Here is a 22290-nt window from a genome sequence, read left to right as displayed (position 1 = left end):
CGCATCCTTCATCAGGGTTTCAAGGGTACGGTGTCGCGGACAGAATGTCCGCAACAGGCGCACGCGGCGCGAATGTCACCGATCCGTTCGCCTGCCGGCAGCTGGGCCGTGCCCTGAGCGACTGCGTTGAACGGCCAGCATCACCCATGACACGGCAGCTGCCAGGAACGCCAGCGATTGGGCGACCCTCGTCCGGTCGGCCGGGACCAGAACGCCGGCGACGTAGTGACCGACGAATCCGGTCTCTGGCAGGCGGTCCATCCCGGCCAGTTTCCGTGCCCGCTGTTCGAGCATCGTCAAGGGGCAGGGGAGATCCGTGGCCACCACGCCGATACCCCAACACACGGCCGGTAGATGCAACCAGAATGTCCAGCGCCAGCGCAGCGCCATGAATCCACCGCTGGGCAGGTAGATCAGGTAGCCGAAATGTGCGACGACAGCGGCGATGACCGTGGCGAAATGGACTTTCTTCATGACAGCACCAGGCTATCTCGCTCGTCGCTCGTGCAGCGGGTATCGGCGAGTCGATCCGGCTGCCATGCCGTGGGGTCGAGGCATGTGGTCACAATGCCGTTCGTGTCAGGGGCTCGCCGCAGTGTTAGCGAGCGTGACCCACACCGGCGGTCCTGCGTGCCCGCCATGATCGCACCATTGCAGGCCCCGCGACCTGCAATCGTCGCGTCATCCCGACGGTGGCCCGATGGCCGAAGACCGCGAAGTCGGATTCTTCGATGCGATCCAGAATCTCCGAGTAGAGCGTCATTGCGGTCGTCACACACGGGCGGGAGCGCGGGGCCAGAGCCGTGATCCCCGCAGCGGCAAACCGATATATTGCCCTGGTTATTTCGTGCTGCACGGCCAAGGCGTCTCGCACGCGGGGGTCGGTGCGGCGGTGATTGTGGCACCACTGCAACAGCTCTCGGTCCACGCCGTATGCCGCGAGTTCGTCGGCGGGTAGGTATACGCGGTTGCGCACGAGATCTTCATCGATGTCTCGCAGAAAGTTGGTCAGCTGGAAGGCTTGGCCGAGTGCGGCCGCGTACGGCTCCGCCTCGCGCGGATCGCCAACGGTTCCCAGAACCGGAAGCATCTGCAGCCCGATCACTTCCGCCGAGCCATGCATGTAGCGGTCGAGTGCGGCACGGTCGGGATAGTCGGTGATGGTGAGGTCCATCCGCATGGAGGTCAGGAAATCCTCGAAGAGCTCACGGGAGATCCGGTAGCGCGCCACGGTGTGGTCCACCGCCGTCAGAACCGGCTCGTCGAGACGGCCTCTGCGGCTGAAGAATTGATCGGACAGGCGTTGTAGGCGCACACCTCTTTCCGCGGCGTCAAGGGCAGGGTTGAACTCATCGAGGATGTCGTCCGCGTAGCGAGCGAAGGCATACAGCGCGTGCACGGCTGGGCGTTGATCCGGAGCCAACAGGCGGGTGGCCAGAAAATACGTTCGCCCGTTCTTGGCCGCGATGCGTCGGCAGCGACGGTATGCCGCACGCAGCGCAGGGTCGTCGATACCGGCGGCCGCCAATTCGGTGTTGATCATCAGGGCCGGGCCTTCAGGTCGATTGTGGTCGATGGCCGGGCGGGGGCGCCGGTGATGCGGTCCGCGGCAAGTCGCCCGGAGATCAGAGTGGTCGGTACGCCCACACCTGGGGTGGTCGACGAACCGGCCAGCACGGCGTTGTCGATGCCGCGCACCAGGTTGGCCGGCCGAAACGGTCCGGTTTGAGCGAAGGTGTGCGCGAGCGCGAATGGTGTCCCGGACACCATGCCTTGGCGGTCCCAGTCGGCGGGAGTGTCGAGGTGCAGCAGTTCGACGTCGTCGCGCAGATTCGGGAGCAGCCGTTGCGCGACGGCGTCGAGGATGGATTGCGCGTAAGGCTCGGCGGCACTGGCCCAGTCGATGCGGCCGCGGGCCAGATTCGGCGCGGGCGCGAGCACGTAGAGCAGTTCACGGTCCCGGGGAGCTAGCCTGTTGTCGCTGGCTGTCGGGCAGCTCACCAGTAGTGACGGGTCCCGCATCAGTCGGCCATCACGGATGATGTCGGCGAAGGTCTGTTCCCACGCGTCGCCGAACAAAATGGTGTGGTGCGGCGGACGCGTTGTGGTCGCCCGGCTTCCCAGGTGCAAGACCACCGCTGACGGCGCTGCACGCAGTGGTATCGGCCGCGTCGGTTGGCGGCCCAGCAGTCGGTAGGTGTGCGGCAGTTCGGTGGTCAACACCACCGCGTCACAGGGGATGCGTTCGCCGGCGCCGGTGATCACCGCGGTGACCCGGTCCGCGGAGCGTTCGAGGTCGGTGACCGTCACCTCATAACGGAACGTAACCCCCGCATTCTGCGCCGCGGCGGCGAGTGCGTCGGGGAGTGCTCGAACACCACCCCGGGGGAAGAAGACCCCGGAAACGGTGTCCATATACGCGATCACCGCATATACCGCGAGCGCCTCTCGCGGAGCGACTCCGGCGTAGAGGGACTGGAAGGTGAAGATTCGTCGCAATCGGGGGTCGGCGATGTGCCGCTTGACCATTGTCTCCCATTTGCGGAAGCCGCCGAGGCTCGCCAGCCGCATCAGCTGGGGGGTCAGCATCGACAGCGGGGAGTCGAAATTCGCGGCGATGAACCCCGCGAACTCGGTCCGGTACAACGTTTCCAGCCAGTTCCGCAACGCGGTGTACCCGGCGGCCTCCCGCGGGCCGGCGAACTCGCGCACCGCCGTCGTCATCCGGTCGGCGTCGCAGTGGACGTCGATGCTGGAGCCGTCGGCGAACATGGCGTGGTAAGCCGGGTCCACGGGGATCAGTTCCACTCGTTGAGAACTGCTTTCGCCGACTGCGGCGAACGTCTCGTCGATGATCTCCGGCATCGTGATCACCGTCGGCCCGGTGTCGAGGAGGTATCCGCCGATATCGCGCCGACCGGCACGTCCGCCGGGCCAGGGCTCACGCTCGACGACCGTGACGTCTCGACCGTGGCCGGCAAGGTGAAGTGCCGCGGAGAGCCCGGCGAAGCCCGCGCCGACAACGACCACCCGATCGGTCGGCCCTCCAACCGTGCGCATCAGTCCACCACCTCGCCGCTCATGCGACACGGCACGTGCAGATGCTGGCCATCTCCAATAGCGCGGCCCGGGTCGTTTCGGCGATCCCACTGCCGTCGAGCGCTTCTTGTGCGCTCTGGACGCGTTGCGCGATGAGCCCTTCGATGCGCTGCACGGCTCCGGTCGCGAGGATGAGGCGCCGCCAGCGCTCCAGGTCGGCGTCATCGAGGTGCTCGCTGTTGATCAGCTCGTCGAACTGGTCACGTATCGACGGCCCGGCCATCTGTTGCGCTGCCACCATGACTGAGGTTGCCTTGCGTTCCAGGAGATCTCCACTCGTGGGCTTGCCAGTCTCTGCGGGCGAGCCGAAGGTCCCCAGGATGTCGTCGCGCAGCTGGAATGCCTCGCCAACTGCAAGACCGTACTGCCCGATCCGGGTGAGCATCGCCGTGTCGCAGCCGGCCATCGCGGCGCCGATCTCCAACGGCCGTCGCACGGTGTAGTTGCCCGACTTCATGCGTGCCATGCGCAGAACCGATTCCAGTGTCGGCGATTTCCGGATGTCCAGTGCCAGATCCATGAACTGGCCGGCAGCGAGTTCGGTGCGCATGGCGTCGTAACGGGGCCATGCGCGGTCGAGTTGGTCGGCGCCCAGACCACTTTCCCGCAGCAGGCGCTCGGCCCAGATCAGGCACAGATCGCCCAACAGCACCGCCGCCGATTCACCGAACCGGCGCGACGATCCGGCCAGGCCGCGCGCGGCATGCCAGTCGGCCAGCTGAACGTGTGCCGCAGGACGTCCGCGCCGCGACGGCGAATCGTCCATCACGTCGTCTTGCAACAAAGCGAATGCGTGGACTAACTCCAAGCTTGCCGATGCTGACAGCGCAGAGTTGTCGGGTGGCGCGGCGCACAGCCAGCCCAGGTACATGAACGTCGATCGCAGGCACTTGCCACCGCTCACGAACTCCAAGAGCATCTCGCCGGCCGTATCAACGCCGCATTCCTCCAGCGTGTCTGCACAGCGGTCAGCCATGAATTCGGTGACCCGCGTGCGGATGCGTTCTCGCAAATCGGTGCGCCAGGAATCGAAGTGGTCCACCAGCGGCAGGTGAGCATTGCTCGGGGATGCGCTCTCGGACAACATGATCTGTGGAGATTCACACCCAGTTCCCACCACGACTCCGTTGTGATCGCGGCTCGGCGGTGGCTGGCGATGGACTTGCTGCACCGCTTCGCAACCCTTCGTCGAGAGACGGCCGGCGCACCAGTGTCCTGAGCGCCAGCCGATTTATTCACATAATTAATCGTTAATTTAGTGAATAAATCACCGTCGCGCCAGCCCCGATGGTGGATCAGCCGGCTCGCGTGCTCAACCGCCGAGCAGTCACGCGTTCGGCTCGCTTCGTCCGGTCTGGGCCGGGCTTCGCTCGATGACCAAGGTCGGGCGCCGGGGTTGGCCACGCCGCCGTTGCAGCCGCCGTTGCCGCCGGGGTTGGGGACGCCGCCGTTGCAGCCGACGTCGCTGGTGATGCAGATGCTCGATCGGTGTGTCCAGGTCACGCCTGGGGGAGTCCTGCCCAGCGCATGTGCTGGTGGTGGGGTGACTCCGGTGGGACAACGCGCCGACTTCGCAGTTGGCTCTCATCACCTGCGGTGGGGACTTTGATAGGTCGTTTCGTGCCAGCGAGCACAGCATCGTCGCCTTCGCGGTCGCGGCGTAGGGATCCGTTTCGGCGGATGGACCAGGGATTGGGCGAGGTTTAGATGATCGGCTCTAGCTTGTTACCCGTCGGTAAGTTCATACTGGTTCGATGGAGCCGGATTTTGACGTTCTGATCATCGGTTCGGGTTTCGGCGGCAGCGTCAGCGCGCTGCGGCTGACCGAAAAGGGCTACCGAGTCGGGGTACTGGAGGCCGGTCGCCGATACGCTGACCACGAGTTCGCCAAGACGTCGTGGCGGCTGCGCGAATTCCTGTGGGCGCCGCGGCTGGGTTGCTATGGCATCCAGCGGATCCACCTGCTTCGCAACGTGATGATCCTGGCCGGCGCCGGTGTCGGCGGCGGCTCACTGAACTACGCGAACACCCTCTATGTGCCACCGGACCCGTTCTTCAACGATCCGCAATGGAAGACCATCACCGACTGGCGTGCGGAACTGATGCCGCACTATGACCAGGCGCAGCGGATGCTCGGTGTTGTCAAGAACCCGACGTTCACCGACGCCGACCGCGTCATGAAAGAAGTGGCCGACGAGATGGGAGTCGGCGATACCTACACCCCCACCCCGGTCGGGGTTTTCTTCGGGGTGAATGGCGAGAAGACTCCCGGCAAGACGGTGCCCGATCCCTACTTCGGTGGTGTCGGCCCAGCGCGGACCGGCTGCATCGAGTGCGGTGAATGTATGACCGGCTGCCGCCATGGCGCCAAGAACACTCTGGTCAAGAACTACCTTGCCCTCGCGGAACGTGCTGGCGCACAAGTATTTCCGATGACCACGGTGACCGGGTTCGCGCACCGTGCCGACGGGGTCTGGGAAATCCACACCGCGCACACCGGCCGCTGGGCCCGCAAGGACCGCCGGATGTTCACCGCGCGTCAACTGGTCCTGGCAGCGGGTACCTGGGGCACCCAGCAACTGCTGTTCAAGATGCGCGACACCGGTGCGCTGCCCACGCTGTCCGACAAGCTCGGCGTGCTGACCCGCACCAATTCGGAATCGATCGTGGGTGCCGGACGCCTGCAGGCGCGCCCCGACCTCGACCTCACCCACGGGGTGGCCATCACGTCGTCGATTCATCCCAGTCCCGACACCCATGTCGAACCCGTGCGCTACGGCAAGGGCTCCAACGCGATGGGGCTGCTGCAGACCCTGATGACCGACGGCCCTGGCCCAGAGGGCACCGATGTGCCGCGCTGGAGGCAGTTGCTCATCAACGCTTCCGAGGATCCGCGGGGAATGCTGAGGATGCTCAGCCCGCGCCGATGGAGCGAGCGCACCATGATCTCCTTGGTGATGCAGCACCTGGACAACTCGATCACCACCTACACCAAACGCGGTGTGCTCGGTATTCGCCGGATGACCAGCAAGCAGGGCCACGGCCAACCGAACCCGACCTGGATTCCGGCCGGCAACACGGTCACCCGCCGGGTCGCCGAGAAGATCGACGGTGTCGCCGGCGGAACCTGGGGAGAGCTGTTCAACATTCCGCTGACCGCGCACTTCCTCGGCGGCGCCGCGATCGGCGACACACCCGAGCACGGTGTCATCGACCCCTACCAGCGGGTCTACGGCTACCCGACGCTGCACGTGATGGACGGTGCGGCGATCTCGGCCAATCTCGGCGTCAATCCGGCGCTGTCCATCACCGCCCAGGCTGAGCGGGCAACATCGTTGTGGCCCAACAAGGATGAGGACGATCAGCGTCCGGCCCAGGGGCAGCCTTACCGGCGGCTGGCACCGATCGAGCCGAAGAATCCGGTCGTGCCGGTCGACGCGCCGGGCGGTCTGCGGCACCTGCCGATCGAGCCGATCAACACCGACGGCTAGTGCGCCCCGGCCTCAGAGGTGGTTGCGTAAGAACTCGCTGACGCCGCGCCGGAACGCGCGCATCGCCGGGGCCTTGCGAGCCAGGCCGTCGGCGCCGTGGTACATCCCCGGTACGGTCACCAGCTCGCAGTCGACGCCCGCGGTCCGCAGCCGATCGGCGTAGTCGATCGATTCGTCGTAGAACAGATCAAGGTCGCCGATACCGATCCATGCCGGCGCCAGGCCGGACAAGTCTTCTCGCCGGGCCGGGGCGGCGTACTCCGGTGCGTCCGCCTCGCGCGGTGAGCGGCCGAGGTACGCGGTCCAGCCGAGCCGATTGGACGCCGGAGTCCACAGGAATCGGCCGCGTCCGTCGTGGTCGGCGCGCAGTACGGTGCGGTCGTCGATCATCGGGTAGGCCATTGCCTGTGCCCGCAAGACGATTCCCTCATCGTGGGCGCGCTGCGCGACGGCGGCGGTGAGTCCGCCACCGGCGCTGGACCCGGTGACAGCGATGCGGTCCGGATCGATACCCAGCTCGTCAGCGCTTTCCCGGATCCAGTAGAGGGCCGCCATGCAATCGTCCAGGGCAGCGGGGAACGGGTGTTCCGGTGCCAGCCGGTAGTCGGGGGAGACGACGACGGCGCCGAGTTCGCGCGCGAGCGCGGCGGCGCCCCTGATCTCTGACTGCGGGGAGCCCACCACCATCCCGCCGCCGTGGATGTACAGCACCGCCGCGCGATTCTGGGTCGCCGGCGTCAGCACGAGCACCAGTCGCCCCGCGATGCGGCGTTTGGTCAGGGTGACCCCCGCGCCGGGTGGGATGGGAATACGGCCGACAATCCTGGCGAGCGTCACCGACCGGGCGGTGGTGTCGACGGCCATCATCGGCAGCAACGGACTGCGTAACTCCGCCGGCACGGCGGCGAGGTCATCACGCACGGACAGATAGCGGCGCAACGCCAGTGCGGCGCCCGCCCCGGCCACGGCTAGTGGCAAGGCTCTCATCAGCGGGAGGCTACCTGCGGAGGGTGAGCCGGTCGGCCGATCCGGCGCACTAGACTCAGTACCCGTGACATCCCCATCGCCCCGTCCCGTGTTGGTGGTCGACTTCGGTGCCCAGTACGCCCAGCTGATCGCAAGACGAGTTCGGGAAGCCCGGGTGTTCTCCGAGGTCATCCCACACACTGCCACCGTCGAGGAGATCAAGGCCAAGGATCCGCAGGCCATCGTGCTCTCCGGCGGACCGGCCAGCGTGTATGCCGACGGCGCACCGCAGTTGGATCCCGCGGTGTTCGACCTCGACGTGCCGGTCTTCGGCATCTGCTACGGATTTCAGGCCATGGCCCAGGCGCTCGGCGGCACCGTCGCCCGTACGGGCACCAGCGAATATGGTCGCACCGAATTGGAAGTGCTTGGCGGCGAACTGCATTCGGGACTTCCTGGCAAACAGCCGGTCTGGATGAGTCACGGCGACGCGGTCACCGCCGCGCCGGCGGGATTCGAGGTGGTGGCCGTCAGCTCAGGCGCCCCGGTTGCCGCGTTCGAGGACCGGGCCCGTCGCCTGGCCGGCGTGCAGTATCACCCCGAAGTCATGCACACCCCGCACGGCCAGCAGATCCTCAGCCGATTCCTGCACGATTTCGCCGGAATCGGCGCCCGCTGGACGCCGGCCAACATTGCCGAGAGCCTGATCGAGCAGGTGCGCGAGCAGATCGGCGATGGTAAGGCCATCTGCGGGCTGTCCGGCGGCGTGGACTCCGCGGTGGCGGCCGCACTGGTCCAGCGGGCCATCGGGGACCGCCTGACGTGTGTCTTCGTCGACCACGGCTTGCTACGAGCCGGTGAACGAGCGCAGGTGCAAAGGGATTTCGTGGCGGCAACCGGTGCCCGGCTGGTGACAGTAGACGCCGAAGGACGGTTCTTGCAGGCGCTGTCCGGCGTGCACGACCCGGAGGGCAAGCGCAAGATCATCGGCCGGGAATTCATCCGGGCGTTCGAGGGCTCGGTGCGAGATCTGCTGGCCGAAGGTGACTCCGATGACCACCCGATCGAATTCCTGGTGCAGGGCACGTTGTATCCCGACGTCGTCGAGTCCGGCGGCGGCACAGGGACGGCGAACATCAAGAGCCACCACAATGTTGGTGGCCTGCCGGCGGATCTGAAATTCAAGCTCGTCGAACCGTTACGCTTGCTGTTCAAGGACGAGGTGCGTGCGGTGGGGCGTGAGCTGGGCCTGCCGGAGGAAATTGTTGCCCGCCAACCGTTCCCGGGACCCGGCCTGGGTATTCGGATCGTCGGCGAGGTGACGGCGTCGCGGCTGGATACGTTGCGTCGCGCCGACCTGATCGCCCGCGAAGAGTTGTCGTCAGCCGGTCTGGACGCCCAGATCTGGCAGTGCCCGGTGGTGCTGCTCGCCGACATCCGTTCGGTCGGTGTGCAGGGTGACGGACGCACCTACGGTCACCCGATCGTGCTGCGGCCGGTGTCCAGCGAGGATGCGATGACCGCCGACTGGACGCGGGTGCCCTATGAGGTGCTGGAGCGCATCTCCACCCGCATCACCAACGAAGTGCCCGAGGTGAACCGGGTGGTGCTCGATGTCACGAGCAAGCCACCCGGCACCATCGAGTGGGAGTAGTTGCAGACCTTAAGTCCTCGAAGCGGCCGCGATTTCGGAGATCGCCTCGTCCAGGGTCTTGTCGAACTCGTCGTCGCTCTGCGCAGCGGTCAGGCCCTCGGTCAGCGCCCGGGAGAAGCTGGCGATGACGCCGTGGTTGCGGGCCAGCCGTTCACAGGCCTCGGCGCGAGAATAGCCGCCGGACAGCGCGAGCACCCGCATCACGTTGGGATGCTCGACGAGGTCGCGGTAGAGGTTGTCGGTCTCGGGCAGGGTGAGCTTGAGCATCACCTGCTGGTCGGCATCGAGGGCACCCAGCTGGCGAAGGATTGAGGCCCTGAGCTGATCTTCGGCCTCGCCCTTTTCGGGGGAGTGAATATCGACCTCCGGCTCGATGATCGGTACCAGTCCGACCGCCAGGATCTGGCGGGCGATCTCGAACTGCTGGTCGACCACCGCATCCAGCCCGCCGCCGGGCAGCTTGATGACTGAGCGCATTTTGGTACCGAAGATGCCCTTGTCGACCGCGCGGGCGAGCAGATCGTCGAGGCCGTCGATGGGCTTCATCACCTGAGCGCCGTCCTGTTCGGCGGCCAGGCCCTTGTCCACCTTGAGGATCGGCACGACCTTCTTGACGTTCCAGAGGTAGTCGGCGGTCGGGCGACCTTCGATCTCGCGGTCCATGGTCATCTCGAACAGGATCGCGGCGATGATCCGGTCACCGTCGAAACTCGGGCTGGTGATGATCCGGGTGCGCATCTGGTGCACCAGATCGAACATCTGCTCATCGCCGGAGTACTGGTCCTCGGCGATGCCGTAGAGCTTCAGCGCCTTGGGTGTGCTGCCGCCGCTCTGGTCCAGAGCGGCAACGAATCCGTTTCCAGCTGTGACCTTGCTGGCCTGGTCGGCGTTCATTGTCATCCTTCCCCGTGGTTCCCGTCGTTGGGATGTGCCACCTGTATGCATGCTGCCAGGCCGAAGTCCGGCCGGGTGGCCCCGGGGGCAGGTCGTAGAACGCTCAGAGCGTGATGGGCCCTAGGGCCTACGGGCAACGAAATCGACTTCGACCAGCGCATCCAGCGCCAGTGCGGTGACACCGATGCAGGTGCGAGCCGGCAACTTGCCGGGCTCGAAGTAGGACGCATAGACCTGGTTGAAGGTCTCGTAGTCACGCTTGAACTCGGTGAGGAAGGCCCGGGCTTGGACCACGTTGCCCAATCCGATCCCCAGCTCACCGAGCACGATCTGCAGGTTGTGCATCACGTTGTGGGTTTGGGCCTCGATACCTTCTGGCAGCGGTTTGGTGTCGTCGGCATAGTTGGGCATCTGGCCGGTTATCCAGAGCCAGCCGTCGATTTCGACTGCGTGGCTATATGGCGCGCAGGCTTCGGGGGCAGCATCGAACATCATGAATTTCGGAGTGCCCATCGTGGCTACCTTCCCTGGCCGGCTTTCAACAGGTCAGATCCTCCCTGATCGGACCGCCATTCGCTGTGGGGCGAGCTGAAACCGATCCTTTTCGGAGGTCTGCACCCGAGTCCTCGATCGCTTGACGCTGTCGGGGGGTGGGTGTTTACTCCTGTATCGAACATATATTCGAACATGGTGCAGATTGATCGCAGCTGGAGGTGGGCGATGGTGGCCGCGATTGCCCTGGGGAAGCGTCAGCAAAACCGTGCTGAGCAGCTTGAACAGCTTCGACGTCAGATGGCGGCGGTGCCGGGGAGGGTCGGCGCCACCCCGGCTGTTACGGATGTGGCGAATGGGGTGTTGCCGGCCTCGGAAAGTTTGCTGCCAATCCCCGAATCGCTGGCGGGAGCGCTGCCCACCGGGTTGCCGAGGGGTGCGATCGTGGTGGCGTCGGGGGCCCGTTCCCTGCCGGTGAGCATGGCCGCGGCGGTGACGGTGGGCGGTGGTCACGTGGCGATCGTCGGGGTGCCGGACTTCGGCTTGCTGGCCGCCGTGGAGATGGGTGCGGACCTGAGCCGGTTGGCGGTGATCCCGGACCCGGGTACCGATCCGGTGGAGGTGGCCGCGGTGCTGATGGACGGGATGGATCTGGTGGTGCTCGGCCTGGCGGGCCGGACGGTGACCGCCACCCGGGCGCGGGCGGTAGTGGCCCGGGCCAGGCAGAAAGGCTGCACCCTGCTGATTGCGCGGGGGGACTGGCAGGGTGCGACGATGCGCCTGGATGCGCGGGTGGGTGGCTATGAGATCACCGCGGGCCTCGGGAGCGCGCCGGTGTCGGGCTCCGGCCGTATCGGCCGGGTGCGGTTGTCGGTCCGGGCGCACGGCCGCGCGACACGGTCCAGGGTGAGCTGATGTGACCGGCCGGGCGCTGGCGATCTGGTGCATGGACTGGCCCGCCGTGGCGGCGGCGGCGGCGGCCGGTCTGCCTGCCACCGCTCCGATTGCCGTCACCCTGGCCAACCGGGTGATCGCCTGTTCGGCGGCCGCCCGCGCGGTCGGGGTACGCCGCACCCTGCGCCGGCGCGAGGCGCAGGCGCGTTGTCCGCGGCTGCATGTGGTCACCGCCGACCCGGCTCGCGATGCCCGTTACTTCGAGGGGGTGACGGCAGCGGTCGACGAGGTGGTGCCACGCGCGGAGGTGCTGCGCCCGGGGCTGCTGGTGCTGTCGGTCCGCGGCGCCGCACGTTTTTTCGGTTCCGAACCGGCCGCGGCTGAGCGGCTGGTTGATGCCGTCGCCGCCGCGGGCGCCGAATGTCAGGTGGGTATTGCCGATCAGCTGCCGACGGCCGTTTTTGCCGCCCGCGCCGGTCGGATGATCGAGCCCGGTGGGGACGCCGCGTTTCTGTCGGCGTTGTCCATCCGCCAGCTGTCCGGCGAGCCCAGCCTGTCTGGTCCTGGCCGAGAAGAATTGGCTGATCTTTTGTGGCGCATGGGTATCCGCAATCTTGGCCAGTTCGCGTCGCTCTCTCGCAGTGATGTTGCCTCCAGGTTCGGAGCCGACGCGGTGGTCGCGCACCGCTTCGCCCGCGGCGAACCGGTACGTGGGCCGTCAGGGCGCGAGCCGGCCGCCGACCTCGATGCGGTGCTGCACTGCGACCCGCCGGTCGACCGGGTCGACTCGGCCGCATTTGCCGGCCGGACGTTGGCCAGTGCCCTACACCGAAGCCTGGAGGCGGCGGGTGTGGGATGTACCCGACTTGCCATCCATGCCCTCACCGCGGGGGGCGGGGAGCTGACCCGAGTGTGGCGGTGCGCCGAACCGTTGACCGAAGACGCCACCGCCGACCGGGTGCGCTGGCAACTCGACGGCTGGCTCAATCGGCGCAACCCGGACGACCGGCCGAACTCTCCGGTGACGATGCTGCGGTTGCAGCCGGTGGAAGTTGTTTCCGCAGAAGCGCTTCAGCTTCCATTGTGGGGCGGTATTGGAGAGGAAGACCGGTTGCGCGCCCGCCGGGCACTGGTTCGGGTGCAGGGCCTGTTGGGGCAGGAGGCCGTCCAGCTGCCGGTGTTGTCCGGCGGCCGCGGCCCCGCCGAACGCATCACCTTGACTCCGCTCGGTGACGAGCTGACACCTCAGGCCGACCCGGACCGGCCCTGGCCCGGCCAATTGCCCGAACCCGCCCCGGCGGTAATCCTCGATGAACCGGTGGAATTGATTGATGCCCAAGGTAATCCGGTTCGAGTGACCGGGCGCGGGATGTTCACCGCAGAACCGGCCCGATTGGACGGCGCGGGTCACCGCTACCGCGGAGCGTTGCGTTGGTGGGCCGGGCCGTGGTCGGTGGATGAGCGGTGGTGGGATCAGGGCGAACAGTCGTCGCGGACCGGCCGGACCGCGCGTGTCCAGGTATTGGTGGACAACCAGTCCGGTGAGGCGGGAGTTGCGTTGCTGCTGTGCTACCGACAGCGCCGGTGGTATCTGGAGGGGGTCTACGAATGAGCCAGCCGCACCGCTTATATGTCGGCTTTCAGCCGACGTGCGAACGGCGCCACCCGCTCGATGAATCGATCAAAGAACTCAGCCGGATCGACCCCCACGCCGACGTGCGCATTCGGCTCCCGATCCCACCGCCGGCTCCAATCGGCGATGGTCATGCCGCGAGTCAGGGTCCCGGTGATCTCCACATCGACGGTCGTCGCCCTGGTCTGGACCAGACCGGGATCAAGAGCCACCGCCGCCGCGAGCGGATCGTGCAGATGCGCCAGGAAGCCCTCACCCTGATCGAAGTGGAACTCGAAGTAGAACCGCATCGCGTCCTCGAGCGCACGGATCAACGTGTTGTCGGCCGTCGACCGGGTACCCCGGGAATCGAGCACGCTCATCGCTGTCGTGGCGGTTTCCGAGGCCCCGGCCAACCGGCTGAGGATCGCCGGCGTCAAGGCGACATTTTCCGTCAGGTTCAGTCCGCATACGATCGGAAGCTGATGTGGCTGAATGGTTTTGGCATCCGCGGCCCGCCCCCATGCGTCGAACACCTCAGCCGCGGCCTCCGGGTCGACGCTGATGTTCCACTCGGCCACCGGGGTGGTGTTGCCGCGGTAGTCGAACGAACCACCCATGATGACCAGCCGCCGCAACAGCGACGGCAGGTTGGGTTCGTCGCGCACCGCGAGCGCGAGGTTGGTCAGTGGCCCCGTGACCAGACCGACCAACTCGCCGGGAAGGGCGTGGGCGGCGCGCACCCATGCCTCGGCGGAGTCATAATCGGTGAGTTCGCGGGTGTGTACCGGCAGTTCGGCGTAGCCGAGTCCAGCGGGGCCGTGCGTGTCCTCGGCGGTGCGCATCGCGGCGCTCAGCGGCTGATCGGCGCCTCGGGACACCGGAATCGAGCCGGTTCGGCACAGCTCCAGCAGCCCGAGGTTGTTGCGGCACACCTGATCCACTGCGACGTTGCCACCGGTGGACGCGATTCCCACGAGATCGGCGTCGGGGCTGGCCAGCAGGTACACCAGCGCCATCGCGTCATCGACGCCGGTGTCCACATCAGCAAAAACGGGCAGCGCAACGGCCTGGTCTTCCCCGACAGTCATCGCGGTAAGGATACCCGCCCCGGCATCAACTTCCGGAAGAGCGCTGCCCGCCATCCCGGATGATGGCAGCGAGCCCATCGCGATCGGACACACCGAGTTTCAGGCAGGCCCGGTATACGTGGCCTTCGACGGTGCGGACCGACACCGACAGCTGGTCGGCGATCTCCCGATTCGACGCGCCGGCGGCGACCAACTCGGCGACCTCGAGTTCACGCGAGGTCACCGGCAACGGCCGTGCGGCACCCCGGATCGCGGGGGAGGAGGTGCCGCCGCACTCCGCCGCCAGACGCATTGCGCGGCTGACAGATTCGATCTCCCGGTGGCGGGCACCGCGCTGCCCGTGGACTCCGGCCGCCTGTGCGGCGGCGTCGGCGGCGGACAGCAGCAGCCCGGCCTGTTCGAAATCGATGCTGACCGCGTCCAGGGCATCGGCGTCAGCGCAGGCCACCGCGGCCGCGTGGCGGGCATAAAGCTGCGCCAGGGGACCGTCGACAACCGCCGCCAGCGACTTCAACCGGAGGGACAGTTTGCGGTCACCGAACCGCGTCGCGTCGTGCAATGCCTCGGCTTCCACCGCGTACTGGCCGCTGCGGTGCGCGGCGTCGGCGGCTGACCGGGACAGCTCGATGGCTCGGCGTCCGCCGCCGCGCGCGGCGGCGATCCACGCCTTGACGGCCAGCAGTTGAGGGTCGAACAACGCCACTGTGACACCGGCATGTTCGGCGGCCTCGGCCAGTACCCGGTCGGCATCGTCAGGGCGGCCCGAGCCGGCGTAGGCGCGGGCCAGCAGAAGCCGGCCGGGCAACCGCCAGGGCAGCGAGTTCTCTGCGTTGAGCGCGGCGAGCGCCTGTTCGATCGTCGGGATCGCCTCGGCGAACCTGCCCCGAGCGGTCGCCACGACGGCGGCCATCATCTTGGCGATCGCCCACCCGAGGAACTCTCCGGATGACGAGAACTCGCCATAGGCCACCGCCCGCTTTTCAGCCTTGTCCAGCTCGCCGGTGTACACCAGTGCCAGCACCTCGCCGTACCGGGCGATCATCCGGATCAGGCCGTCGGTGGACTTCTGGGTGTCGAAGCAGCGTTCGGTGATCGCCGTGAAGTCGCAGCCACGCCCGGTCAACGGCATGGCCAGTCCGGCCGCGAATGCGGCCGTCTCCACCGCTTGTTCGGGCGCACCGGGATTGGCCAGCACCGCCTCGGCCATCGCCAGACCTTCGGGCAGCTTGTTCTCGAATATCGTGAAGGCAGCATCGGCCGCATCCACCATCGGCCGAAGAATCGGGTTGCTGACCCGAGTCCGAAGCAGCTCCATGACCTCGTCGGCGCGGGCCACCTCTCCGAGCGACCAGAACAAGATCGACGCCCGAGGGATGCCCCACAACAACAGCTGGGCCTCGTCGAGGTCATCGGGGTTGAAGTGGGCCAAGATCTCGTCAGCCTCGCGGGGCCGGCCCTGCCACAGCAACGCCCTGGATAGCAGATGGGCGGCTCGCATTCCGTATCCGCGCTCGAATGCGGTGCGCGCCAGCCGTTCACCCAGTGGGGCGTTGGCAAGCGACACCGCATCCTTGGCCGCTGCGACCAGCAGGCGGGTGTCGGCGCTTTGGTCGCTATCCAGATACAGCTGCGCAAGCCGGATCCGGCCGGCCGCCGATGTCGGCTTGTGCCGGTTGAGTACGGTGACGATCTTGCCGCGCAGCATCCGGGCCGACGCAGTGCCGATCTGCTGGCGCACCACATCGCCATACAGCGGATGGCTGATCCGTGCGTTGAGACCCGGCCCGTCACGGTCGATCCGGATCAGCTGCGCCTTCTCGGCGGCATCGACCGCCTGCTCGCCGGCGAGCTCCACCAGCGCGTCGATGTCCAGCGGTTCGCACAGCGCCAGCAATCGCAGCACCGTGACGGCTCCCGGGTCGGCGGTGTCGAAGCGGGTCTCCAGCAGCGAGGCCAGGCCGGACGACACCGTGGTCGCCCCGCGTAGCTGCCAGACCCCGTTGACTTCGCTCAGGGTTCCCGACTCCAGCGCTGCCTCCACCATGTGGCGCAGGAACAACGGGTTGCCCGCCGACTGTGACCAGATCACGTTGGCGCTCAGCTCTTCCAGGGTGCCGCCGAGGACCGACTCGACCAGGGCGGTGCATTCCTCAAGGCTGAACGGCTCCAAGTCGATGCGACGCAGGTAGCCGTCCTTCCAGAGGGTCACCACCGAATCGGGCACCGGCTCGCCACTGCGCACGGTCGCCACGATTGACCCGGTGCGTTCCACCGCGATCTGGTGCAGCAGCGTGGCCGACAGTTGGTCGAGTAGATGGGCGTCGTCGACGCCGATCACCACAGGTCCGTCCGCCAACAAGGACTGCCGCGCGGAGACGAGGAGTTCGATCGGATCGCGGGCGTCGGTGGGTTTGACCCACTGGGCGAAAGCCCCGAGTGGGATGCTGGCGGAGGACGCGGTGCAGGCCGCCCACCGGACGCGGCCCGGAAGCGATGCGGTGACCGAGCGCGCCAGAGTCGTCTTGCCGACGCCGGCGGCGCCGGTGATCACCACCCCGGAGACTTCGCTGTCGGACAGCGCGGACTTGATGACCTCGCGCTTGGCGGGCCGCTCCAGTAGCTGCCAAGCCGACGCCATGCGAGCAGCCTAAGTGGCGAGTCCGCCCGCCGCAGACTCTCGCCGGGATCCGGTCGAGCTCACCAGTGCACCCCGGGCACCAGTCGGACGACCCGCTTGACCGGGCGAGGGGCGCGAAGCCGTACCACCGGCCGGCGCGGGGACGGCGCCGAGGGGCGTCGAGCCTCGCCACGCGCGGCCGGTGAGTCGGGATAGCCCAGATAGAGCTGATGGAGCACCCGGCGGGCCAGTTTCGGGGTGAAGTACTGTCCGGCGTCGGCCAGGGTCCCCAGCGGTGTATCGATCCGCACCGGCTTGTCCACCAGTGCGCGGACCACCATCGCCGCGGCGTGTTCGGCGCTGATCGGCGGCACCGGGTTCAGCCGTCCCGACGGTGCGATCATCGGCGTCCGCACCAGTGCTGTATTTGGGATTGCGGGCCTGCACACCGGCACTCGACACATTGACCACGTGGCCGAATCGGCGTGCCCGCCAGTGCGGCAGCAGCGCCAGCACCATCCGGACCGCGCCGAAGTAGTTGACCGCCATGACGCGCTCGTAGTCGTGTAACCGGTCTGTCGAGGCGTTGACCGACCGCCGGATCGAGCGACCGGCATTGTTGACCAGATAGTCGACATGGCCGAACCGGCCGAGGATGTCGGCGACCGTCGTCTCGACCGATTCAGTGTCGGTGACATCGCAACTGAAGGCGAACGCCCGGCCGCCGTCGGCTTCGATCTCCTCGACGAGCTCCCGCAGTGCCGCGCTGTTGCGCGCCAGGGCGAACACGGTGGCACCACGCGCGGCCACCGCGACGGCCGACGCCCGGCCGATGCCGCTGGACGCCCCGGTGATGATCACGTGCCTGCCCACCAGCGGGCCGTCCGAGTCGCCGGAACGGGTGCGTTCGGGATCCAGCTGCTCCGCCCAGTACCGCCAGAGGGCGGGGGCATAGGTCGCGAATGGCGGCGGCTCGATCCCGCTGCTGCGCAGCGCTTCCCGGGTTTGATCCGATCGGAATACCGCGGCCGTCTCGAGGCTCTCGATGGCTTCGGGTGGCACGCCCAGCTGTGTAACCGCCATGTCCCGCAACACCTTCGCGCGACCGCGCACCTCCAGAAGCGGTTCGGCCACCCGCCGGGGCAACCCACCCCGCAGCGACGGCAATCCGGCGCTGCGGGCCACCCCGCGGTAGATCTGCCGCAGCCCGATCGGCTCGAGCGCCGTCAGGTGGAAGGTATCGCCGTCGCGGTTCTCAGCGTGCATCAGTTCGACCAACGCGGTGCCGACGTAGTCGACCGGGACGACATTGATCCGGCCGATGTCGGGCAGCAGCACCGGAGTCATCGGGGGCAGTCCGGCGAGGCGGGCCAGCAGTCCGAAGACGTGGTAGGGCCCGGTGATCCGGTCGGTCTCGCCGGTGCTCGAGTCGCCGACCACCACACCGGTCCGGAAGATGCGGAATCGCACCTCGGATGCCGATCGCACCAGCTGCTCGGCCTCGAACGCGGCCCGCTGCTGACGGCTGGACAGCTGCTGGCCGACGTCGAAATCGTCCTCGGTGTATTCCCCGGCGAAGTCACCGGCCACCGCGATCGAGGAGAGTTGGTGCAAGGTGGCGTCGAACTCGCGACTGAGACTCAGGGCCGCCCGGGTGTCGGCCAGTCTGCAGTTCACGACGTGGTCGGCGCCGGCCGGGGCGGAACCGGCCGACAGGGCACGTACCCGGGGACCCCTATCCGCCGCCAGCAACGCGAAGCGGGCCTGCGCCGACGGGTCGTCGACGTTGACCCACACCTCGGCGTCGTCGTCGCGGTCGAGCAGATGAGTCACGATCCGGCGCCCGATGAACCCGGTACCGCCGGTAACGACATAGCGCATTGCTCATCTTTGATCGGCGATCGGGTCGCGGTCAACCCTGTCCGATCCTTTCCCGAAACCATTCCGGCCACGGTTGCTTCACCAACGTCGCCGCGTCGACACACACGTGAATCATCGCCGCCTCCGCGATCAGCTCCTCGCCGCGACGGATCCGGTAGGTGCTGCGCAACGACGTGCGGCCCAGGGGATCGAATCCCACGCCCACCATCAGGTCGTCGTCGAAGTGCGCGGGCCGGCGGAACTGCAGTTCGGCCGCGGCGACGACGAAATCGATACCCCCGTCGATCAGCGTCTGATAATCGCCGAAGATGTGCCGGACGGCCTCATTGAGGGCCATGTCGACCCACGTCAGGTAGTGGCCGTTGAACACCCGGCCCTGCATGTCGCATTCGACGTACCGCACCCGCAGCGGCATGCCGAACCTGTCCGGCTCCATCTCAGAACTGGGTGATCCCGTCCCAGTCCACCAGCGTCCACCCGGTCACCGGACTGCCGGTGAGCACCACCCGGCCGGTGTTGGGCAGCGGGTGATCGGTCGCCAGGCTGTCCTTGCCGTTGCGCGCATTCATCAAGGTCCACATCATGATCGAGGCGGCGCTGGAGAAGGCGACCGGCTTGCTGTTGCCGCTGTCGTAGATGCGCTGGACGGCCGCGGTGAACTCGGAGTTGAACTCGTTGCCGCTCACCGATCCCGGGATGCTGAAGCTGGTGTCGCCGCGCAGCCAGTCGGCCGGCGCCACCATGAAGGTCCGGGCGGCGCTCTCCACCGAGTCGCCGTTGAACCAACCCGCCGAGATCTCGTCCAGCCCCGGCAGAACGGTCACCTGTTTGCCGAGCTCCTTGGCCATCGGCGCGGCGGTCTGCTGGGTGCGGACCATCTTCGAGGCGTAGACACCGTCATAGCCGTTGCCCTTCAGTCGCTCGGCCAGCGCGGCGGCTTGCTTCTGGCCAGTCGACGTCAGTGCCGGCCCGGGCACCGACGTGTCGATCACGCCGTCGGCGTTGGCCTCCGATTCCGCGTGGCGGATGAACGTCAACGTGATCGTGCGCTCGGTCGGCGTGGACGAACTGCAGGCGCCGAGCAGAACGGCTGCCAACAGCGCGGCGAAGGTCGCGACGAGGGTCCGGGTGCGGGAGACATGCGGTCCGTGCATGGTCTCAGCGTGCCCTGTCCACCAGCGTGGTGGACGCGATTCCGGCAATGCGACGATGAAGTTTGTCCAACCACGACCCAGGAGTGCGGCATGCCCATCGACCCCACGGCAATCGGAGCGGTCACCGAAGCTCAGCGGAACCAGTGGACCGACCGTGACACCATGCTCTACGCGCTCGGCGTGGGCGCGGGCACCGACGATCTGTCCTTCACCACCGACAACAGCCACGACATCGCCCAACAGGTTCTGCCGACGTTCGCCGTGATCTGCTGCCCGGCATTCGGGGCCGCCACGAAGGTGGGCTCGTTCAACTGGGGCATGTTGCTGCATGGATCACAGGAGATCCGGTTGCACGCGCCATTGCCCGCCTCGGGTGAGCTGTCGGTCGTCTCCGAGGTTGCCGACATCCAGGACAAGGGTGAGGGCAAGAACGCGATCATCGTGATGCGCGGCCGGGGCACCGATCCGGCCACCGGCGAACTGATCGCCGAGACACTGTCCACCGCGGTCATCCGCGGCGAAGGCGGTTTCGGTGGACAGCCGGGGCAGCGTCCGCCCGCCCCGGAATTCCCCGATCGCGAACCCGACGCTCGCGTGGCCATGCCCACCCGTGGCGATCAGGCATTGATCTACCGGCTCTCCGGCGACCGCAACCCGCTGCACAGCGATCCCTGGTTCGCCCGGGAGATGGCCGGTTTCGAAACTCCGATCCTGCACGGGCTGTGCACCTTCGGATTCGCCGGGCGTGCACTGCTTTCCGAGCTCGCCGGCGACGATGCCGCGAAGCTCACCGCGGTCAGTGCGCGGTTCTCGGCGCCGGTGTTCCCCGGCGAGACGCTGACGACCTCGATCTGGCGCACCGAGCCGGGACGAGCGGTCTACCGCACCGAGGCCAGCGGCCCGGACGGCGCCAACGCCCGGATCGTGCTCGACGACGGTTCGGCCGAACACACGGTTTGACTCGCGGCGCTGTCGCGCCGACGGGCTAACCGACCGCACCGCCGACGAGGTGGCCGATGCCGAACGTGATCGCCATCGCCAGCGCACCGCCGATCACCACCCGGTAGATCGCCCGTTGCGGGTTCGCGCCGCCGAGGCGCGCGCTGAGCCAGCCGGTGACCGTCAGCGCGATCAACACCGCGACGAAAGTGATGGGTACCCGCGTCGACGGCGGCGGCAACAGGATCGCCAGCAGCGGGAGCAAAGCGCCGACCGTGAAAGCCAATGCTGACGAAATCGCGGCGTGCCACGGGTTGGTCAACTCGTCGGGATCGAGACGCAGTTCCATGTCGACGTGCGCGGCGAACGCATCGTGGTCGGTGAGTTCCTCGGCGACGGTGCGTGCGGTGGCGGGGGACAGACCCTTGGCCTCGTAGAGCGCGGTGAGTTCGTCGAGTTCCTCTGCGGGTTGGGTCTCCAGCTCGCGGCGCTCCTTTTTGAGCATCGCCTTCTCGGAATCGCGCTGGGTGCTGACGGACACGTATTCACCGACGGCCATCGACAGCGCTCCGGCGGCCAGCGCCGCGATTCCGGCGGTGAGAATCGGCGCGCGGTCGATGGTGGCCGCGGCGACGCCGACGACGATTCCCGCGGTGGATACGATCCCGTCATTGGCTCCGAGCACCCCGGCGCGCAGCCAGTTCAGTCGGCTTCCGAATGCTCCGTGGTGTGGCTCATAGGGGTGAGTGGGCTGGTCTGGCGGCGTTGTCACGTGTGCAGCGTAGAACCTTCGCCGTAGTACCGCGCGATGTCCGGCGAGCCGGCCCAGCCGGAATACGTCGGGCGCTGCGGCCAGCCCTCCGGCGAGTCCTGCCACTCCTCCTGTCGGCCCCACGGCAGCAGGTCGATGAGCGCGAACGAATGGCTGAGCTGTTCGGTACCGCGGCCGTTGGTTTGCCAGGTGCGATAGACGGTATTGCCTTCGCGCAGAAAGACATTGACCCCGAATCCTGCTCCGGGCGCGGCATCCACGTCGGCGCCGAAGGCGCTGTCCGACGATGAGTACCAGTCCATCTTGTTGCCGACCTTGACCTTGTAAGCCAAGGCTTCCTTAATCGGTCCGTTGGTGACGATGACGAAGCGGGCGTCGTAGTTGTCCAGAAACTCCAGCCGGGTGAACTGTGAGGTGAACCCGGTGCAGCCCGGGCACTGCCATTCCTCACCATCGGTCCACATGTGGTTGTAGACGATCAGCTGGGAACGCCCGCCGAACACCTCCGCCAACGAGACGGGCCCGTCGGCGCCGATCAGGGTGTACTCGGGCATCCGCACCATCGGCAGCCGCCTGCGCTGCGCGGCGATCGCATCGAGTTCGCGGGTGGCGGCCTTTTCCCGGGTGCGTAGTTCGTCGAGTGCGGTGCGCCAGGTCTGCTGGTCGACTACCGGGGGCAGGGCGGACATGGGGGGCTCCTTGTCGTCGGGTTCCGTCACAAGGATTGACTCGCC

The 22290-nt window shown here is 67.2% G+C and carries 18 protein-coding genes and 1 pseudogene; 5 read left to right on the top strand and 14 right to left on the bottom strand.

What is annotated here, in order from left to right; all coding sequences use genetic code 11:
- Positions 1-75 precede the first annotated feature (75 nt).
- The 4 genes from ORI27_RS19495 to ORI27_RS19480 all read right to left on the bottom strand — a co-directional run bounded on the left by ORI27_RS19495 (position 76) and on the right by ORI27_RS19480 (position 4186).
- Positions 76-474, bottom strand: a complete 399-nt coding sequence (locus ORI27_RS19495) for a DUF2784 domain-containing protein (protein ID WP_265998647.1) — start codon at positions 472-474, stop codon at positions 76-78.
- A 124-nt stretch (positions 475-598) separates the two neighbouring features.
- Positions 599-1543 (bottom strand): phytoene/squalene synthase family protein, encoded by a 945-nt coding sequence (locus ORI27_RS19490; protein ID WP_265998648.1) that lies wholly within the window; start codon positions 1541-1543, stop codon positions 599-601.
- The gene (gene crtI / locus ORI27_RS19485; protein ID WP_265998650.1) at positions 1543-3060 is read right to left on the bottom strand and encodes a phytoene desaturase family protein; all 1518 of its coding nucleotides are present in this window, start codon (positions 3058-3060) and stop codon (positions 1543-1545) included. The genes ORI27_RS19490 and crtI overlap by 1 nt, the downstream gene beginning before the upstream one ends.
- Positions 3061-3079: 19 nt before the next feature.
- Positions 3080-4186, bottom strand: coding sequence for a polyprenyl synthetase family protein (locus tag ORI27_RS19480; RefSeq protein WP_265998652.1), 1107 nt, complete (start codon positions 4184-4186; stop codon positions 3080-3082).
- 667 nt (positions 4187-4853) lie between these two features.
- On the opposite strand from ORI27_RS19480, the gene ORI27_RS19475 reads away from it, so the two are divergent.
- A complete protein-coding gene (locus tag ORI27_RS19475; protein ID WP_265998654.1) occupies positions 4854-6590 on the top strand; it encodes an FAD-dependent oxidoreductase in 1737 nt (578 codons plus the stop codon).
- Positions 6591-6602: 12 nt separating this feature from the next.
- Here the strand turns inward: ORI27_RS19475 and ORI27_RS19470 are convergent, their stop codons facing one another.
- A complete protein-coding gene (locus ORI27_RS19470) occupies positions 6603-7577 on the bottom strand; it encodes an alpha/beta hydrolase (RefSeq protein ID WP_265998655.1) in 975 nt (324 codons plus the stop codon).
- A 64-nt stretch (positions 7578-7641) separates the two neighbouring features.
- Here ORI27_RS19470 and guaA point away from each other — a divergent pair, with 64 nt between their 5' ends.
- On the top strand, positions 7642-9210 hold the full coding sequence (gene guaA / locus ORI27_RS19465; RefSeq protein ID WP_265998656.1) for a glutamine-hydrolyzing GMP synthase: 1569 nt from the start codon (positions 7642-7644) through the stop codon (positions 9208-9210).
- A 9-nt stretch (positions 9211-9219) separates the two neighbouring features.
- On the opposite strand, the gene ORI27_RS19460 is transcribed toward guaA, so the two are convergent.
- Complete coding sequence (locus tag ORI27_RS19460; RefSeq protein ID WP_265998657.1) at positions 9220-10104, bottom strand: fructose bisphosphate aldolase; 885 nt, start codon at positions 10102-10104, stop codon at positions 9220-9222.
- A 120-nt stretch (positions 10105-10224) separates the two neighbouring features.
- A complete protein-coding gene (locus tag ORI27_RS19455; RefSeq protein WP_265998658.1) occupies positions 10225-10617 on the bottom strand; it encodes a RidA family protein in 393 nt (130 codons plus the stop codon).
- A 207-nt stretch (positions 10618-10824) separates the two neighbouring features.
- On the opposite strand from ORI27_RS19455, the gene ORI27_RS19450 reads away from it, so the two are divergent.
- Both ORI27_RS19450 and ORI27_RS19445 read left to right on the top strand, forming a co-directional pair.
- Positions 10825-11511: a hypothetical protein gene (locus ORI27_RS19450; protein WP_265998706.1), complete on the top strand. Its 687-nt coding sequence runs from the start codon at positions 10825-10827 to the stop codon at positions 11509-11511.
- Positions 11512-11542: 31 nt separating this feature from the next.
- Positions 11543-13102, top strand: a complete 1560-nt coding sequence (locus tag ORI27_RS19445; protein WP_265998707.1) for a DNA polymerase Y family protein — start codon at positions 11543-11545, stop codon at positions 13100-13102.
- A 14-nt stretch (positions 13103-13116) separates the two neighbouring features.
- Here ORI27_RS19445 and ORI27_RS19440 read toward each other — a convergent pair whose 3' ends face one another.
- The 5 genes and pseudogenes from ORI27_RS19440 to ORI27_RS19420 form a co-directional block, all read right to left on the bottom strand.
- Positions 13117-14193 (bottom strand): nucleoside hydrolase, encoded by a 1077-nt coding sequence (locus tag ORI27_RS19440; RefSeq protein WP_265998660.1) that lies wholly within the window; start codon positions 14191-14193, stop codon positions 13117-13119.
- 25 nt (positions 14194-14218) lie between these two features.
- Entirely contained in the window at positions 14219-16831 is a 2613-nt protein-coding gene (locus tag ORI27_RS19435) for a helix-turn-helix transcriptional regulator (RefSeq protein WP_265998661.1), read from the bottom strand.
- Between the two features lie 59 nt (positions 16832-16890).
- A pseudogene (locus ORI27_RS19430) lies at positions 16891-18691 on the bottom strand (SDR family oxidoreductase).
- A 31-nt stretch (positions 18692-18722) separates the two neighbouring features.
- Positions 18723-19127 (bottom strand): acyl-CoA thioesterase, encoded by a 405-nt coding sequence (locus ORI27_RS19425; RefSeq protein ID WP_265998662.1) that lies wholly within the window; start codon positions 19125-19127, stop codon positions 18723-18725.
- Position 19128: 1 nt separating this feature from the next.
- Complete coding sequence (locus ORI27_RS19420; protein WP_265998663.1) at positions 19129-19845, bottom strand: histidine phosphatase family protein; 717 nt, start codon at positions 19843-19845, stop codon at positions 19129-19131.
- A gap of 90 nt (positions 19846-19935) precedes the next feature.
- Between ORI27_RS19420 and ORI27_RS19415 the strand changes: the two genes are divergently transcribed.
- The gene (locus ORI27_RS19415) at positions 19936-20805 is read left to right on the top strand and encodes a MaoC family dehydratase (RefSeq protein ID WP_265998664.1); all 870 of its coding nucleotides are present in this window, start codon (positions 19936-19938) and stop codon (positions 20803-20805) included.
- Positions 20806-20830: 25 nt separating this feature from the next.
- Here the strand turns inward: ORI27_RS19415 and ORI27_RS19410 are convergent, their stop codons facing one another.
- Both ORI27_RS19410 and ORI27_RS19405 read right to left on the bottom strand, forming a co-directional pair.
- The gene (locus ORI27_RS19410; RefSeq protein WP_265998665.1) at positions 20831-21556 is read right to left on the bottom strand and encodes a VIT1/CCC1 transporter family protein; all 726 of its coding nucleotides are present in this window, start codon (positions 21554-21556) and stop codon (positions 20831-20833) included.
- On the bottom strand, positions 21553-22245 hold the full coding sequence (locus ORI27_RS19405) for a DUF899 domain-containing protein (RefSeq protein WP_265998666.1): 693 nt from the start codon (positions 22243-22245) through the stop codon (positions 21553-21555). Before ORI27_RS19405 ends, ORI27_RS19410 begins: the two co-directional genes overlap by 4 nt.
- Between the last annotated feature and the right edge of the window lie 45 nt (positions 22246-22290).

The sequence above is a fragment of the Mycobacterium pinniadriaticum genome, from assembly GCF_026242045.1.
GTDB classification, from domain to species: Bacteria; Actinomycetota; Actinomycetes; order Mycobacteriales; family Mycobacteriaceae; genus Mycobacterium; species Mycobacterium pinniadriaticum.
This window is presented reverse-complemented; position numbering and strand designations above follow the sequence as displayed.

Excerpts from the sequence above, each read along its gene's own strand:
- ORI27_RS19495 (WP_265998647.1), bottom strand. The coding sequence starts at position 474 with ATGAAGAAAGTCCATTTCGCCACGGTCATCGCCGCTGTCGTCGCACAT.
- ORI27_RS19490 (WP_265998648.1), bottom strand. The coding sequence starts at position 1,543 with ATGATCAACACCGAATTGGCGGCCGCCGGTATCGACGACCCTGCGCTG.
- crtI (WP_265998650.1), bottom strand. The coding sequence starts at position 3,060 with ATGCGCACGGTTGGAGGGCCGACCGATCGGGTGGTCGTTGTCGGCGCG.
- ORI27_RS19480 (WP_265998652.1), bottom strand. The coding sequence starts at position 4,186 with ATGTTGTCCGAGAGCGCATCCCCGAGCAATGCTCACCTGCCGCTGGTG.
- ORI27_RS19475 (WP_265998654.1), top strand. The coding sequence starts at position 4,854 with ATGGAGCCGGATTTTGACGTTCTGATCATCGGTTCGGGTTTCGGCGGC.
- ORI27_RS19470 (WP_265998655.1), bottom strand. The coding sequence starts at position 7,577 with ATGAGAGCCTTGCCACTAGCCGTGGCCGGGGCGGGCGCCGCACTGGCG.
- ORI27_RS19460 (WP_265998657.1), bottom strand. The coding sequence starts at position 10,104 with ATGAACGCCGACCAGGCCAGCAAGGTCACAGCTGGAAACGGATTCGTT.
- ORI27_RS19455 (WP_265998658.1), bottom strand. The coding sequence starts at position 10,617 with ATGGGCACTCCGAAATTCATGATGTTCGATGCTGCCCCCGAAGCCTGC.
- ORI27_RS19450 (WP_265998706.1), top strand. The coding sequence starts at position 10,825 with ATGGTGGCCGCGATTGCCCTGGGGAAGCGTCAGCAAAACCGTGCTGAG.
- ORI27_RS19445 (WP_265998707.1), top strand. The coding sequence starts at position 11,543 with ATGGACTGGCCCGCCGTGGCGGCGGCGGCGGCGGCCGGTCTGCCTGCC.
- ORI27_RS19440 (WP_265998660.1), bottom strand. The coding sequence starts at position 14,193 with ATGACTGTCGGGGAAGACCAGGCCGTTGCGCTGCCCGTTTTTGCTGAT.
- ORI27_RS19435 (WP_265998661.1), bottom strand. The coding sequence starts at position 16,831 with ATGGCGTCGGCTTGGCAGCTACTGGAGCGGCCCGCCAAGCGCGAGGTC.
- ORI27_RS19425 (WP_265998662.1), bottom strand. The coding sequence starts at position 19,127 with ATGGAGCCGGACAGGTTCGGCATGCCGCTGCGGGTGCGGTACGTCGAA.
- ORI27_RS19420 (WP_265998663.1), bottom strand. The coding sequence starts at position 19,845 with ATGCACGGACCGCATGTCTCCCGCACCCGGACCCTCGTCGCGACCTTC.
- ORI27_RS19415 (WP_265998664.1), top strand. The coding sequence starts at position 19,936 with ATGCCCATCGACCCCACGGCAATCGGAGCGGTCACCGAAGCTCAGCGG.
- ORI27_RS19405 (WP_265998666.1), bottom strand. The coding sequence starts at position 22,245 with ATGTCCGCCCTGCCCCCGGTAGTCGACCAGCAGACCTGGCGCACCGCA.